The organism is Bradyrhizobium sp. ISRA464, assembly GCF_029910095.1.
GTDB lineage: Bacteria > Pseudomonadota > Alphaproteobacteria > Rhizobiales > Xanthobacteraceae > Bradyrhizobium.
The window spans coordinates 7,116,254-7,130,786 of record NZ_CP094526.1 but is presented as its reverse complement, the minus strand read 5'-3'; the positions used below and the strand labels follow the sequence as shown (position 1 = coordinate 7,130,786).

General features: G+C 64.4%; 15 protein-coding genes. 10 read left to right on the top strand and 5 right to left on the bottom strand.

Translation table 11 applies throughout. From position 1 onward, the window contains the following. The first annotated feature begins 8 nt into the window (after positions 1-8). Together MTX19_RS33065 and MTX19_RS33060 are read left to right on the top strand one after the other, a co-directional pair. Positions 9-764 carry a GntR family transcriptional regulator gene (locus tag MTX19_RS33065; protein ID WP_280980964.1) on the top strand — a complete coding sequence of 252 codons (756 nt, stop codon included), beginning with the start codon at positions 9-11 and terminating at the stop codon, positions 762-764. Between the two features lie 12 nt (positions 765-776). After that, entirely contained in the window at positions 777-1,757 is a 981-nt protein-coding gene (locus tag MTX19_RS33060; RefSeq protein WP_280980963.1) for a PDR/VanB family oxidoreductase, read from the top strand. Positions 1,758-1,782: 25 nt separating this feature from the next. Here MTX19_RS33060 and MTX19_RS33055 read toward each other — a convergent pair whose 3' ends face one another. After that, complete coding sequence (locus tag MTX19_RS33055) at positions 1,783-3,744, bottom strand: EAL domain-containing protein (RefSeq protein WP_280980962.1); 1,962 nt, start codon at positions 3,742-3,744, stop codon at positions 1,783-1,785. Between the two features lie 904 nt (positions 3,745-4,648). Between MTX19_RS33055 and MTX19_RS33050 the strand changes: the two genes are divergently transcribed. Further along, positions 4,649-6,280, top strand: coding sequence for a choline dehydrogenase (locus MTX19_RS33050; protein WP_280980961.1), 1,632 nt, complete (start codon positions 4,649-4,651; stop codon positions 6,278-6,280). Between the two features lie 96 nt (positions 6,281-6,376). Here the strand turns inward: MTX19_RS33050 and hemE are convergent, their stop codons facing one another. Then, complete coding sequence (hemE, locus tag MTX19_RS33045; RefSeq protein WP_280980960.1) at positions 6,377-7,441, bottom strand: uroporphyrinogen decarboxylase; 1,065 nt, start codon at positions 7,439-7,441, stop codon at positions 6,377-6,379. An 81-nt stretch (positions 7,442-7,522) separates the two neighbouring features. Between hemE and MTX19_RS33040 the strand changes: the two genes are divergently transcribed. The 3 genes from MTX19_RS33040 to MTX19_RS33030 all read left to right on the top strand — a co-directional run bounded on the left by MTX19_RS33040 (position 7,523) and on the right by MTX19_RS33030 (position 9,349). Next, positions 7,523-7,708 carry a hypothetical protein gene (locus MTX19_RS33040; protein ID WP_280980959.1) on the top strand — a complete coding sequence of 62 codons (186 nt, stop codon included), beginning with the start codon at positions 7,523-7,525 and terminating at the stop codon, positions 7,706-7,708. 265 nt (positions 7,709-7,973) lie between these two features. Further along, positions 7,974-9,197 (top strand): IS701 family transposase, encoded by a 1,224-nt coding sequence (locus MTX19_RS33035; protein ID WP_280984181.1) that lies wholly within the window; start codon positions 7,974-7,976, stop codon positions 9,195-9,197. Further along, positions 9,194-9,349, top strand: coding sequence for a hypothetical protein (locus tag MTX19_RS33030; protein WP_280978692.1), 156 nt, complete (start codon positions 9,194-9,196; stop codon positions 9,347-9,349). Before MTX19_RS33035 ends, MTX19_RS33030 begins: the two co-directional genes overlap by 4 nt. A gap of 2 nt (positions 9,350-9,351) precedes the next feature. Here the strand turns inward: MTX19_RS33030 and MTX19_RS33025 are convergent, their stop codons facing one another. Beyond that, positions 9,352-9,828, bottom strand: a complete 477-nt coding sequence (locus MTX19_RS33025; protein WP_280985662.1) for a TadE/TadG family type IV pilus assembly protein — start codon at positions 9,826-9,828, stop codon at positions 9,352-9,354. On the opposite strand from MTX19_RS33025, the gene MTX19_RS33020 reads away from it, so the two are divergent. Continuing rightward, positions 9,827-10,081 carry a hypothetical protein gene (locus MTX19_RS33020; RefSeq protein WP_280985661.1) on the top strand — a complete coding sequence of 85 codons (255 nt, stop codon included), beginning with the start codon at positions 9,827-9,829 and terminating at the stop codon, positions 10,079-10,081. The two genes, MTX19_RS33025 and MTX19_RS33020, sit on opposite strands and share 2 nt — an antisense overlap. Before the next feature lie 221 nt (positions 10,082-10,302). Here MTX19_RS33020 and MTX19_RS33015 read toward each other — a convergent pair whose 3' ends face one another. After that, the gene (locus MTX19_RS33015; RefSeq protein WP_280980958.1) at positions 10,303-10,518 is read right to left on the bottom strand and encodes a SlyX family protein; all 216 of its coding nucleotides are present in this window, start codon (positions 10,516-10,518) and stop codon (positions 10,303-10,305) included. After that, positions 10,511-11,263, bottom strand: coding sequence for a rhodanese-related sulfurtransferase (locus tag MTX19_RS33010; RefSeq protein WP_280980957.1), 753 nt, complete (start codon positions 11,261-11,263; stop codon positions 10,511-10,513). Before MTX19_RS33010 ends, MTX19_RS33015 begins: the two co-directional genes overlap by 8 nt. A gap of 169 nt (positions 11,264-11,432) precedes the next feature. Between MTX19_RS33010 and ggt the strand changes: the two genes are divergently transcribed. The 3 genes from ggt to MTX19_RS32995 are packed head-to-tail and all read left to right on the top strand — an operon-like array spanning position 11,433 to position 14,530. Then, positions 11,433-13,019 (top strand): gamma-glutamyltransferase, encoded by a 1,587-nt coding sequence (ggt, locus tag MTX19_RS33005; protein WP_280980956.1) that lies wholly within the window; start codon positions 11,433-11,435, stop codon positions 13,017-13,019. A 34-nt stretch (positions 13,020-13,053) separates the two neighbouring features. Next, positions 13,054-13,512 (top strand): FKBP-type peptidyl-prolyl cis-trans isomerase, encoded by a 459-nt coding sequence (locus MTX19_RS33000; protein WP_280985660.1) that lies wholly within the window; start codon positions 13,054-13,056, stop codon positions 13,510-13,512. A 28-nt stretch (positions 13,513-13,540) separates the two neighbouring features. After that, the gene (locus MTX19_RS32995) at positions 13,541-14,530 is read left to right on the top strand and encodes a D-2-hydroxyacid dehydrogenase family protein (RefSeq protein WP_280980955.1); all 990 of its coding nucleotides are present in this window, start codon (positions 13,541-13,543) and stop codon (positions 14,528-14,530) included. The last annotated feature ends 3 nt before the right edge of the window (positions 14,531-14,533 follow it).

Genomic DNA, 14,533 nt, shown 5'->3' with positions numbered 1-14,533 from the left:
AGCGAGCAATGCCGGAACGGGAGGCCGATCGCTCCGTGTCGCAGACCGTGCGGGCACAGCTCGCGCTGCGCGACCTGATCCTCTCGGGCGGTCTTCGTCCGGGCGAGCGCATCTCGGAATTGCAGGCGGTCGAAACCACCGGCGTCTCGCGGACGCCGGTACGGATGGCGCTGGTGCGGCTGGAGGAGGAGGGCCTGCTGGAGGCGATCCCGTCGGGCGGCTTCATGGTCAAGGCATTCTCCGAGCGCGACATTCTCGATTCCATCGAGCTGCGCGGCACGCTCGAGGGTCTAGCCGCGCGGTTTGCCGCTGAACGCGGCGTGTCCGCGCGCGATCTCGAGCCGTTGAAGGAGTGCCTGAACGAGATCGATGGCCTGGTGCGCCAGGATCCGGTCTCGGTCGAGGCGTTCTCGTCCTATGTCGCGCTGAACGCGCGCTTCCATGCGCTGCTTACCGAGCTGTCGCGCAGCCCGCCGCTGATCCGGCAGATCGACCGCGCCTCGGCACTGCCGTTCGCCTCCCCCAGCGGCTTCGTGATGGCGCAATCGGCCTTGCCCGAGGCGCACCAGATCCTGCTGATCGCACAGGATCATCACCGCGTCGTGGTCGACGCCATCGAGAACCGGGAGGGCGGACGGGCTGAGGCCGTCATGCGCGAGCATGCGCGGCTTGCCGCGCGCAATCTGCGGCTGGCGCTGCGCAACCGGACCCATCTCGACCTGTTGCCGGCCCTGGCGCTGATCAAATCGGCTGCGGCCGACTGAGCGGGGAGTCTTATGCGCTTCATCGAGACCTGGACGCCTGCAACCGTCGTCGCCACGCGCGATCTCACGCCCGGCATCCGCGAATTCCTGCTGCGCCCCGATCGCGTCGCCGTGGCGCCCTATCCGGTCGGCAGCCATATCCAGATCGGCGTCGCGGTCGATGGACGGCCGCAGACGCGTTCCTACTCGCTGGTCGGGGAAGCGGATGCGCAAGGCTACCGGATCGCGGTGCGCCGCGCGCCGGAGTCCCGCGGCGGCTCGCGCTATATGTGGTCGCTCGAACCGGGAGCCCGCATCAACATCACGCTGCCGACATCGCTTGTGCAACTCGACTGGACGCGACAGCATGTCTGCCTTGTGGCCGGCGGCATCGGCATCACGCCGATCGTCGGCGCGGCGCAGGCGCTCGCCCGTCGCAACGCGGAAGTTGCGCTGCATTATGCGGTGCGCTCGCGCGATGATGCTGCCTATCTCGACGTGCTCGAAGCTCTGCTCGGCCGGCGCCTGATCGTCTACGCCGGCGACGAGGGCCGTCGGCTCGATCTCGGTGCGGTGTTCGCGGCGCTGCCGCAGGATGCGATGACGTTGCTCTGCGGCCCGATGCGGATGCTGGATGCGGCGCGGCACGCCTGGGAGGCCGCCGGCCGGCCGATGGCCGACCTGCGCTATGAGACGTTCGGATCGAGCGGGCTGCTGCCGACCGAAGCATTCCGTGTGCGGCTCAAGCAGGAGGGCGTCGAGGTCGTGATTCCGCACGACCGGACGATGCTTGATGTGCTCAACGACGCCGGCGACGAGGTGATGAGCGACTGCCGCCGCGGCGAATGCGGCGTCTGTGCGCTTGATGTGATCGACGTCGACGGCGAGATCGATCATCGCGACGTCTTCTTCAGCGAGCGCGAGCGGCGGGAAGGCCGCAAGATCTGCGCCTGCGTGTCGCGCGCCCGCGGCATCATCACGGTGGACACCTTGCACCGCGCGGACTCGGCCTGAGGCGACCCGTGGCCTCGCGCGGCGACTAGGCGGCGTGTACGGACTGCTGGGAAGCGCGATCGAGTGCGGCGGAGATCTCGCTCGCCGACATCGGCCGGCCGATCAGGTAACCCTGGACCTCGTCGCAGCTGGTCTGACGCAGATATTCGAGCTGGTCGGCGGTTTCGACCCCTTCGGCCACGACGCCAATTTCCAGGTCCTGCGCAAGCGCGATCACTGATTTCACGATTGCGGCGCAGTCCGGTTGGGTCAACATGTCGCGGATGAAGGACTGGTCGATCTTTATGCGGCTGAACGGCAGCTTGCGCAAATAGGTCAGTGACGAGAATCCCGTGCCGAAATCGTCGAGCGCGACGGTCAGACCGAGCTCGAGCAACGAGTTCAGGATCGCGGGCGCCGATCCATATTTCGAGATCAGCATCGATTCGGTGATTTCGATCTCAAGCCGGCGTGGCGACACGTTCGCCTCGGTCAGGGCCTGCACGATCGTCTCCAGGATACTCGCGTTCTGGAACTGCACGGCGGAGAAGTTGACCGCGATCCTGAGATCGTCCGGCCAGAGTGACAGCGTCGCGCAGGCGTGGCGAATGACCCATTCGCCGAGCGGGTGGATCAATCCGCTCTCCTCGGCGATCGGAATAAATACAGTCGGTGGGATCAGACCGCGCACCGGATGCTGCCAGCGCAACAGCGCCTCGAAGCCGGTGATGTGGCCTTTGCGGATATCGAGGAAGGGTTGGTAGACGAGGAACAGCTCGTCCGCCTCGATGGCGCGTTCGAGGTCGCGCTGCAGCGCCCTGCGGTCGCGCGCCGATTGGTCGTCACTCGCTTCGAAGAAGCAGATGGTGCCGGGTCCCGACTTCTTCGCCCGATAGAGCGCGATGTCGACATGCTTGAGGAGGTCGTGCGACGTGTTGCCGTCCCGCGGCGCCAGCACGATGCCGATGCTGATCGCGCTCGTGACCTCGTATCCCTCAATCACGAAGGGGTCGGCAAACGCCGCCACGAACCGCTCGGCCAGCGCGAGCGCGTCTTCCGCCCTGGACAGGTTGGACATGATCAGCGCAAATTCGTCGCTGCCGATGCGCGCGACATGCTCGGCCGCGCGTGTGCATCGCTGCAGCCGGGCTGCGACCTGTACCAGAAATTCATCGCCGGCAGGGTGGCCGAACCTGTCGTTCACCTCCTTGAGGCGATCGAGATCGAGCAATAGCACCGCGAATTCCTCACCGGACCGGGTCAGCCGATTGAGGGCGCCGGCGAGCGTTTCGTTGAAGGCAACGCGGTTTGGCAGATGCGTCAGCAGATCCTGCCGCACGGTTCGCTCGGCTTCATGCTGGGCAATAATCCGTCGCTGGAACTCGAAGGCGTGGACGAAGACGCCACGCAGCAGTACGAGCCCGTAGACCACGACCAGCACCGCCACCAGCAGGTAGATGAAATCGCCCTCCCGGCCGAGACAGATCGCCGTGCCGACGAAGATCGGTGCGGTGAATGCAATCGCCGCGATCGGAATGGTGGAGAAGGCGAAGGCGCCGCCGGCCAGCATTCCCGCGCACAGGCAGGTAATGACCAACTGCGCGCCGCTCGAAGCGTCCGCGAAGAAGGCGACCGGGACGATGCCCCAGGCGGTGCCCAGCGCCAAAGCATTGCGCACCAGACGGTACATGGTCCGGCGCGATACGAACTGCGGCTTGGCGATGCGTCGCGACGCGCGCGCCTGCAGGCCGAAGAACAGGGCTGCGCTGCTCACTCCCACCGCCCACATCATGGCGAAGGACCAGTCGGGCGATTGCCACAGCGCGACAGCGAGCACCAGCGCGTTGCAGGCATTGGCCAACATGATGCCGGCCGAATAGCCGAGGATCAGCGAAACCTGCTCGGCCCGGATGTGACCTGCGAGCGCATCATCGGTCGGCGGCGCGCCGAAGGCGGACAGGTCGCCTGCGAGCAGCTTCGCGAGATATGAACTCAGGTACATACGCATTGCAGATACCGCGCGATTGGGCCCGGCGGCCGTGCCGAAAAGTTCGCTGCAAACCTTTGACAAAATATGAATTTTTGAAATGAACCGAAACATGCGGCGCCACTTTGGTTCCCAAGCGGCGGCATTGCTGACAAATCGATACAAATGCGCGACGGGAGGCGAGCGTCGGCGCAGCATTCGGTAAACATTGCCTACGGCCGCGCTGCTTGATCCCTCGTCGGTTTTTCGCAATGACTGCGATCGCGACGGCAAACCAGAAGGTGCGCGCATGAGCCTCCCGACCACGAACCACGACCCCGGGTTTCGCATCAGAGGCGCATGGCTGCCAGGCGACCTGGGCCGATGCGCCGCATCAGGGCCGCACCCTGCACGCGGTCGATCCCGTCGGCACGCCGTTGGAATTCTGCGCGACCATGCCGGTCGTGCCGCGCATGATCACCAAATTCAGTCGCCACGCCGGCGGTTCGGCGTTGCGGCTCGACCACTATCAGGTGCTGACGCCGGAGGTACGCAAGGCTTGCGAGTTCTACATGGCCGCGGGCTTTCGTCTCAGTGAATATATCGCGCCGGCAGGCACGTTCGATCTGCGCGGCGTGTTCCTGCAGCGCGATCGTGCGGCCCGACCGCTACATCTTCGCCGCCGCCGAAAGTGCCGACGAGCTCAATCTGCCCGTCGGGCAACTGCTCCAGAGCCTCAACGCGGGCGCCGGCAACCGTACCACCCGTCGGCCTCCTGTAGCACCTCTCGGAATCTGCGCTCTATCTTTCTTGACCGCATCTGTCGCGCTCGCTACGTCTTCTCGGGCTGGCCTGACGCATGGCGACGCGTGCGAGCACCTCGCTGAGGTTCTCAAGCGATCGCCGTCGCGGAGCGCCGGACGTGCCGTATGGCCGGGGGAAACGAATGAACAACAACAATCATGGCGCATCGTCGAACGACGCGGCCGAATTCGACTACATCATCGTCGGTGCCGGCTCGGCCGGTTGCGTGCTCGCCAATCGCCTGAGTGCCGACGGCAAGCACTCGGTGCTGCTGCTCGAGGCCGGACCGAAGGATACCAATATCTGGATCCACGTCCCGCTCGGCTACGGCAAGCTGTTCAAGGAAAAATCTGTCAACTGGATGTACCAGACCGAGCCGGAGCCGGGCTTGAACGGCCGTCAGGTGTTCCAGCCGCGCGGCAAGGTGCTGGGCGGGTCCAGCTCGATCAACGGCCTGCTCTATGTGCGTGGTCAGCACGAGGACTATGACCGCTGGCGCCAGCGCGGCAACGCCGGCTGGGGCTATGACGATGTATTGCCGTATTTCAAGCGGGCCGAAGATCAGCAGCGCGGGTCCGACAAATATCACGGCAAGGGCGGGCCGCTGCCGGTGTCGGACTGGCGACATCATGATCCGTTGTCGGAGGCCTTCGCTCTCGCCGCGGCCGAAGCCGGCATTCCCACCAATCCGGATTTCAACGGCGCGACCCAGGAGGGCGCCGGCTTCTTCCAGACCACGACGCGGCGCGGCCGGCGCGCCAGCACGGCGCAGTCCTATCTGCGTCCGGCGCTGACGCGCGGCAATCTGCGCGTCGAGACGTCAGCACTGGCGCAGCGCATCCTGTTCGAGGGTCGCCGCGCCAGCGCGGTGGAGTACAAGCAGAACGGGCAGTTGCGCAAAGCAAAGGCGCGCAAGGAAGTCCTGGTGTCAAGCGGCGCGTATAATTCGCCGCAATTGCTGCAGCTCTCCGGCGTCGGCCCCGCCGATCTGCTGAAGCAGCACGGCGTCGATGTCGTGCTCGATGCGCCCGGTGTCGGCAACGACCTTCAGGATCATCTGCAGGTTCGGATCGTGACGCGATGTCTGCAGCGGGTGACGCTCAACGACGTCGTCAACCATCCGCTGCGGCGCATCTGGGCCGGTGCGCATTATGCCGCCTTGCGTCGCGGGCCGCTGACCATCGCGGCCGGCACCTCAGGCGCGTTCTTCAAGACTAATCCGCGCCTAGCCACGCCGGACATCCAGATCCATTTCATTCCGTTCTCGACGGACAAGATGGGCGAGAACCTGCATTCGTTTTCGGGCTTCACCGCATCGGTCTGTCAGCTGCGGCCGGAAAGCCGCGGCACGCTGCGGATCAAGAGTGCCGATCCGGGCGTGCCGCCGGAGATCCGGATCAACTACCTCGCGACCGAGACCGACCGGCGCGCCTTCATCGACGGCATCCGCATCCTGCGCAAGATCCTGGCCGCACCGGCGCTGAAGGAGTATTGCGCGGAGGAGGTCTATCCGGGTTCCAAGACCGTCAGCGACGACGATCTGCTCGAGTTCTGCCGCAGCACCGGCAGCACGGTCTATCATCCGACTTCGACCTGCCGGATGGGCAACGATCCGCTCGCGGTCGTCGATCAGCGGCTCAAAGTGCGCGGCATCGAGGGCCTGCGCGTGGTCGATGCGTCGATCATGCCGGACTTGATGTCGGGCAACACCAATGCGCCGACGATCATGATCGCGGAAAAGGCCTCGGACATGATCCTGGAGGACGCACGGTAGGCGACGTAGCCGGGATGCATCGAAGCGAAATCCGGGTATCCCTCGTGCGAGTGGATGGTTCCCGGATTTCGCTATGCTCCATCCGGGCTACAGGTCTCACCCCTTATACGCGCGTACTCGCGCGATCATCTGCTCGACGTGGGCGATCGGCGTCTCCGGCAGGATGCCGTGGCCGAGATTGAAGATCAGCCGCCCCTTGCCGAAATTCTCGAGGACATCGTCCACCGCACGATCAAGCGCAGCGCCGCCGGTAATCAGTGCCAGCGGATCGAGATTACCCTGCACCGCGACGTGCGACTGCACGCGCTCGCGGATCATCGATGGTTCGGCGGCCCAATCGACGGATACGGCGTCGACGCCGGTTTGCTCGACGTAGGTCGGCAGCATGCCGCCGGCGCCGCGCGGAAAGCCGATGATCCGGGCGTTCGGGACCTGCCTGCGCACGCCCGCGACGATGCGCCTGGCCGGCTCGATCGACCAGCGCGCGAACTCGCGCGGCGGCAGCACGCCGGCCCAGGTGTCGAAAATCTGCAGGCAGTCGGCGCCGGCCTTCGACTGCCCGACCAGATACTGGATCGAGTTCTCCACCAGCACGTCGATGATCTTTGCGAACGCGTCCGGATGACGATAGGCAAGCATGCGCGCCGGCGCCTGGTCCGGCGTGCCCTGTCCGGCCACCATGTAGGTCGCCACGGTCCAGGGGGCGCCGCAGAAGCCGATCAGCGCGGTCTGCGGTGCAAGCTCGCGCCGGACGCGACGCAGCGCTTCATAGACCGGTTCGAGCTTGCCGAAGTCCGCTTCCGTGGCGAGCGTCGTGATCTGCTCGGGTGTTGCCAGTGGGTCGAGCCGCGGACCTTCGCCGGCCTCGAAGCGTACCGAGCGACCGAGCGCGTGGGGGATCACCAGGATGTCGGAGAAGATGATCGCGGCGTCGAAGCCGAACCGGCGGATCGGCTGCAGCGTGACTTCGGCGGCATAGTCCGGCGTGAAGCAAAGATCGAGGAAGCTGCCTGCCTTCGCGCGCAGCTCGCGATATTCCGGCAAATAGCGGCCGGCCTGCCGCATCATCCAGAGCGGCGGCATGTTCTGGCGGCGGCCCGACAGGACGTCGATGAGCGGCTTCGTCGCGGAATCCTGGGGCACGCGAAAGTTCCTGAGCATGAAAGAAATTTGCAAGCCCCTGATACACGGTGCGTCGCTGTGGGCCAAGGCGGATCTGGAACCCTCGTAAAGGAGGACCACATGGCCGAGAAATTCGATCCTGCCGCGCATGACAAGCACGCAGACAGTCCGCGCAAGGCGGAGGCGGCCGACCGCGAGACACATACCCGGTTGCAGGCCGGCCTGGAGGGCATCTTTCTGGCATCCGATCCGGTCAGCGCGACGCAGCCTGCGCCATCGCGGCATGACAGCGACCGGGACGGCTAGTCTCGACGATGCCAAGTGATGGCAACGCTCCGGCAGATGCAAACCGAATTCAATCATGTCGCGAACCGGCTCGCCGCGCAGTGGCGCCTCGAAGACGGTGACGCCTAGGCCGTCATCGTCGCGGCGGCTGTGGCCATGCTGTTGTGGCTGACGCCGCACGCATGACGCCCAATTCCGGGGCGGCTTTCCGGAAGATGCTCGCGCCCTATCGCGGGCCTAGCATTACAGTTGCATCTTCCTGAAGGTTCTGAATCTATGGGCGACCATGATTCGGGATCTGATGATTGGTGGCGCGTCGGTTGAGGATACGCTGACGCTGTGGGCTTCGTCGTTGCGAGATGCCAAGCAACGCATCCGTCCGCTGTTTACGCAAGAGCGGGTCGCGGCCTCGGCGGGGCAATTTCTCGACGGACTGTTGGGCAACGAGCCGCGCAAGACGGGTTGGATGCGGGCGGAAGCGGCTGGCGATCCAGGCCCGTGGCGCCAGCAGGCGATTCTGGGTCGGGGGCAGTGGGATGCCGACGCGCTGCGCGATATTGTACGTGAGTACGCGCTGGAAACGCTGGGTGACGAGGACGCGGTTCTGGTCATCGATGAGACCGGCTTTTTGAAACAGGGCAAGGCCTCGTGTGGGGTCGCGCGCCAGTACACTGGCTCGGCGGGCAAGATCACCAATTGCCAGATCGGAGTGTTTGCCTCCTATGTGTCGCGGCATGGCCATGCCTTCATCGATCGGGCGCTCTACCTGCCAAAGGAATGGACGGACGAACCCGCTCGCCTGAAGGCCGCACATGTCCCGAGCGATGTGAGCTTTGCGACGAAGCCCCGGATCGCGCATCAAATGATCGCTCGCGCGATCGCCGCAAAGGTGCCGTTCTCGTTCATAGCAGCGGACAGCGTGTATGGCACGGGAGCGATCGAAACCCTGCTGCGCAAGGCGGGCAAAGGCTATGTTCTGGGGGTTGCTTCCAATCACGTGTTCTATTCCTGGGGCAAGCAGCAGCCTGTCGCCGGCACTGCCTCTACGATCGCGCAGAGCCTTCCCAAGAAGGCCTGGCGCCGCCTGCCGTCCGGCGAAGGAACCAAAGGTCCGCGCTGGCACGACTGGGCCTATCTTGAGCTGGCCGATCTCGACGCCGGCGAATACAACGACGACCTTGCCGGGGAATGGACCCGAGGTCTTCTGATCCGCCGCAATATTGCCGACAACAGCTTAGCCTTCTTCTCCACATGGTGCCCCAAGGGCACGTCCATGCAGAAGCTGGTATCCGTGGAAGGCCATCGCTGGGCCATCGAAGACAGCTTCGAAACCGCCAAGAACGAGCTCGGTCTTGATCACAACGAAACCCGCTCCTGGCATGGCTGGCATCGCCATGTCTCACTGGTCATGCTTGCCTTCGCCACGATGGCCGTCATCCGTCATCGGGCCAACACCGGAGCATTGCTTAAAAAAACGCGACCGCGGCCCCGACCGAAGCATCGTTCTTGATCCGCTGGTCGATCCAGGAAATCCGCCGCATCGCCATGAAGCTCGCCCAGCGGCGCATCCCGCATGCCCACATCCTCGCATGGTCATCCTGGCGCAGGGCTCATCAAGCCAACGCGCGCAAAGCGCATCTCAAGCAAAAATTACAACTGTAATGCTAGGCCGGCCCTCCCTCAGGGCGCTGCAACCGGTTGCAGTCAAATGTCACGCCGAGCCGGCGCTCCAGGCGCCCGTACTGGATCGCGGCCGAGCGGACGATCCTCGCCGGAGGAGCAGGGACGAACGGCAGGCTGTAGATGAAGTTGCCGGAGGCGTTGTAGTTGATGGTCACGACGTAGACGTTTGCGTTCGACGGCGACGGTGCGGCGCTGACCGTGAGATTGCCGGGAACGAGTAACGGATATGTCGAAGCATTGGCGGCGACGTAACTGGCTGCCAGGCTGCTCCGTTCGCTGTTGGTCATCCCGGCAACCGACGAGCGTGCTGCTTCGGCGGCGAGCTGCTGAACGCCATGCACCATCGCGAGATACGAACCGAACACGACGATGCCGTATATGAAGGCGAGGAACAGCGGCAATATCAGTGCAAATTCGACGGCTGATGCGCCGCTTCGACAGTGGAAAAATCTGATCATGGCTCACCTCGACACGGGAACTCTTCCGCATCGTGGCGAGGCGTTGATTAAGGAAAACTATGAGAACACTTTCGCGAAGCAGTGCCGGAGATCCGCGCAAATGGGCGTGCTGCTCTTGATGGGATGCGCGCTGCTTTATGAGGAGATCAATAAAATTGATGGTCCGCTTGGAGAAATCCAGGTGAATAGAGGACACGTCGGGAAATTTTGGTCGTCTGATACCGGTGGCAACGCACAGAAATGCACGCAATGATGCATATAAATGGATGTTGCCACAAATTGAGTTATGTAAGAGTGCAACCACTTGTTAGTATCGACTTCGTGCCGCTGAAGAACAGGCTGGACAACCGCTGCACCAGCGCGGTTGCACGGCGGTTCACAAGCGCTTGCTCTGTGTGCGCCGGGCCTCGAAGGAAGCCCGCCAGGTGAGCAACATATAGCTCGGCCGCTGTCGCCATGTCGAAGCGACGCTGGTCAATAGTGCGGCGGCCGCTCGTTGGCGGGTCCCGGCGCGTGACGCTCGGCTTCCTGCAGCCGGTCGCGCAGCTCGGCGATCTGGCGCGTCAGCGCATCGATTTGCTTCCACTGTGCCGTGATGGTCTGATTTAGTATCTCGATCGTCTCGTCCTGGTAGGTCAGCCGGACCTCCAGTGCATCGATCCGGTCGCCGAGCTTCGTGGCATCATTCATGGGGCGCGCCTTCGGATCTGCGCTCGCGCAAGCCGTGGCCGAGCGTGACGCGTTCGTCGAACACGAAGCATTCGCCGCGCCAGCGGCTATGCTGCTCCGGCATTGCCTCGAGATATTTTAGAATTCCGCCCTTGAGGTGATAGACCTCGGCAAAGCCTTGCGCGAGCAGATACGCGCTCGCCTTCTCGCAGCGGATGCCGCCGGTGCAGAACATCGCGATCTTGCGGTGCTTCGCGGGATCGAGCTGGCACGCCGCAAAGTCCTTGAACTCTCCGAAGCTTGCGATCTTGGGATCCACCGCACCCTCGAAGGTGCCCATCGCGACCTCGAAGGCGTTGCGGGTGTCGAGCAGCAGTATGTCGGGACAAGCGATCAGTGCATTCCAGTCGGCGGCGTCGACATAGGTGCCGGCCTGCCGCGTCGGGTCGACCGTGGCGTCGCCGAGTGTCACGATCTCCTTCTTGAGCCGGACCTTCAGCCGCTGGAACGGCATCTGTGCGGCGTCCGAAAATTTCAGTTCGAGATTGTCGAGGAGGCCGCCGAACAGCGGACCATGCCGCAGCTCCGCGACAAAGCCATCGATGCCGTCGGCGGCGCCGGCGATGGTGCCATTGATGCCCTCATGCGCCAGCAGCACGCTGCCCTTGAGATCGAGGCCGGCGCAGAGTGCGCGCAGGGGTTCGCGCAGCGCGCGGAAATCGGGCAGCGCAGCGAACTGGTAGAAGGCGGCGACCTTGAGGGGCATAGCGGGGGTTTATCAGGCCGGCCAGGCCGGCGAAACCCCGCAAAGCCATGCGTTATCGTGATAATTCCTCTGGCATACCAGCCATTGCCCTGCCGGGGATGAATGTGTCATGTACTCCGCGTCCGCCGCAGCGGCGTCAGAAGATCACGATCAAGCGAGCTCCCCCGTTATGAGGAATTTCCATTTCGCCGGCCGTTCCACGGTCCATGCCCAGAACGCGATGGTGGCGACGTCGCACCCGGAAGCGGCGATCGCGGCCATCGAGGTCATGCGCGAGGGCGGCACGGCTGCCGACGCGGCGGTTGCGGCCTGTGCGCTACTCGGCGTCATCGAACCGCAATCGACCGGCATCGGCGGCGATTGCTTCGCGCTGTTTCAACCGAGGGGCGAGGGCAGGATCGTTGCCTATAACGGCTCCGGCCGCGCGCCGATGGCGGCGACCGTCGATTGGTATCTCGAGCGCAACATTCGCTCGGTGCCGTTGACCTCGGCCCATGCCGTCAGCATTCCCGGCGCGGTCGATGCCTGGGACGTAATCTTGAGGGACCATGGCAAGTTCGGCTTCGACCGGCTGCTGCAGCCGGCCATCAAGGCCGCCGAAGAGGGCTACGTCGTCGCGCCGCGCGTCGCCTTCGACTGGAAGAACGGGTTCGAGAAGCTGAAGAACGGCATCAATACCGAGCGCTACCTGTTGCCGTACGGCAAGCCCGCGGTGGCCGGCGACGTGATCCGCCAGCCCGAGCTCGGCAAGACGCTGCGCGCGATCGCGCAAAAGGGTCGCGACGCCTTCTATAGCGGCGAGATCGCCGCCGACATGGTCGATACGCTGCGCAGAATCGGCGGCCTGCATACGCTGGAGGATTTCGCCGCGCACGCGACCGAGACGACCTCGCCGATCGGCACGATGTACAAGGGCTACGACGTCTGGCAATGCCCGCCGAACGGTCCGGGCATCACCATGCTGGTGATGCTGAACATTCTCTCGCGCTTCGACCTGACGAAGTTCAAGCCGCTCAGCGTCGAGCGCTTCCATCTCGAGGCGGAAGCCGCGCGCATCGCCTACATGATGCGCGAGCAGCATATCGCCGATCCCCAGCATGTGCATGTCGACGTCGCCGGAATCCTGGCCAGGGAATTCGCCGACGAGCACATCAAGAACATCCGGATGGACCGGCTGCTCGACCTGCCCAACGTCGCGCCGCCGATGAATCCGTCGACGGTCTACATCACGGTGGTCGACAAGGACCGCAACGTGTGTTCGTTCATCAACTCGATCGCACATTCCTTCGGTTCGGCGATCGTCTCCGACAAGACCGGCATCCTGTTGCAGAACCGCGCCGGCGGTTTCCGGATCCAGCCCGGCCACCCGAACTGCATCGCGCCGGGCAAGCGTCCGCTACACACCATCATCCCGTCGCTTGCGACGAAGAACGGCCGGGCCGTGATGCCGTTCGGCGTGATGGGCGGGCAGTATCAGCCGGTTGGCCAGACCCACGTTTTGACCAACATCCTCGACTATGGCTGCGACGTGCAGGAGGCGATCGACATGCCGCGCGGCCTGCACTACGAGGGCGTCTATCAACTCGAGGACAGCGTGCCGGCGGAGATTGTCGAAGGATTGAAGAAGATCGGCCACAAGACCACCAGCGTGGTTCCGCCGCTTGGCGGCGGCCAGGCGATCTGGATCGATTGGGACAAAGGCACGCTGACCGGCGGCTCCGATCCGCGCAAGGACGGTTGCGCGCTCGGCTACTGACCGGCCACCATCAAGCAAGAGAGGGACTTTTTCGATGCGATCGTCACGACGCACCATCATCAGGACCGCATTCGCTGCCGCGGCGGCGGCGATCTCCTCGCCCGTTGTCATCAGCACGGCAACGGCCCAAACCGCAGGAAAGCCCATGACCACGCCCTCAGGCCTCCAGATCATCGACAGCAAGGTCGGCACCGGCGCCTCGCCGAAGCCCGGCCAGATCTGCGTCATGCACTACACCGGCTGGCTTTATGAGAACGGCCAGAAAGGGAAGAAATTCGACTCCTCCGTCGACCGCAACGAGCCGTTCGAGTTTCCGATCGGGCAGGGTCGTGTGATCAAGGGCTGGGACGAGGGTGTCGCCACCATGAAGGTGGGCGGCAAGCGCACGTTGATCATCCCGCCCAATCTCGGCTACGGCGCGCGCGGTGCCGGCGGCGTGATCCCGCCGAACGCGACGCTGATGTTCGACGTCGAACTGCTGGGCGTGAAATAGCCGGCACAAAACGACAGGAGGCGCAGCCGTGAAGATCACGATCCTCGATGATTATTTCGACACGCTGCGCACCCTCGATTGCTTCCGCAAGCTCGACGGTTACGACGTCAAGATCTGGAACGACCACGTCCAGGACGTCGACGCGCTCGTCGAGCGGCTGCGCGACACCGACGTGCTGGTGTTGATCCGCGAGCGAACGCAGATCCGCACGCCCTTGCTCGAACGCCTGCCGAAGCTGAAGCTGATCAGCCAGCGCAGCGTCTACCCGCATATCGACATCGAGACCTGCACGCGGCTCGGCATCATCGTCTCGTCGAGCCAGCACGCCGATACGCCGTCCTACGCCACCGCCGAGTTCACCTGGGGCCTGATCCTTGCGGCGATGCGCGCGATCCCGCAGCAGATGGCCGCGCTGAAAGCCGGCAAATGGCAGGTCGGCGTCGGCCACACCCTGCGCGGCAAGACGCTCGGCATCTACGGCTACGGTCGCATCGGCGCCGTGGTGGCGGGCTATGGCAAGGCTTTCGGCATGAACGTGCTGGTCCGGGCGCGCGAGGCGGCGCTGGCGAAGGCGCGCGCCGACGGCCACGAGACATCAGCCAGCAAGGCCGACTTCTTCGCGCGCTGCGACGTGCTGTCGCTGCATATGCGCCTGGTCGACGCCACCCGCGGCATCGTCAAGGCGGAGGATCTCGCGCGCATGAAGCCGACGGCGCTGATCGTCAACACCAGCCGCGCGCCGCTGATCGAGCCGGGGGCGCTGGTCGATGCGCTGCGCGCGGGGCGGCCCGGCATGGCCGCGATCGATGTCTACGAGAAGGAGCCGCTGCGCGACACCTCCGATCCGCTGTTGAACATGGACAACGTGGTCTGCACGCCGCATCTCGGCTACGTCTCGCGCGACGAGTACGAGATCCAGTTCACCGATATCTTCGATCAGATCGTGGCCTATGCCGCGGGCACGCCGACCAACGTGGTCAATCCGGATGTGCTCGTAAAGCCGCGCCCGCGAGCCTGACCG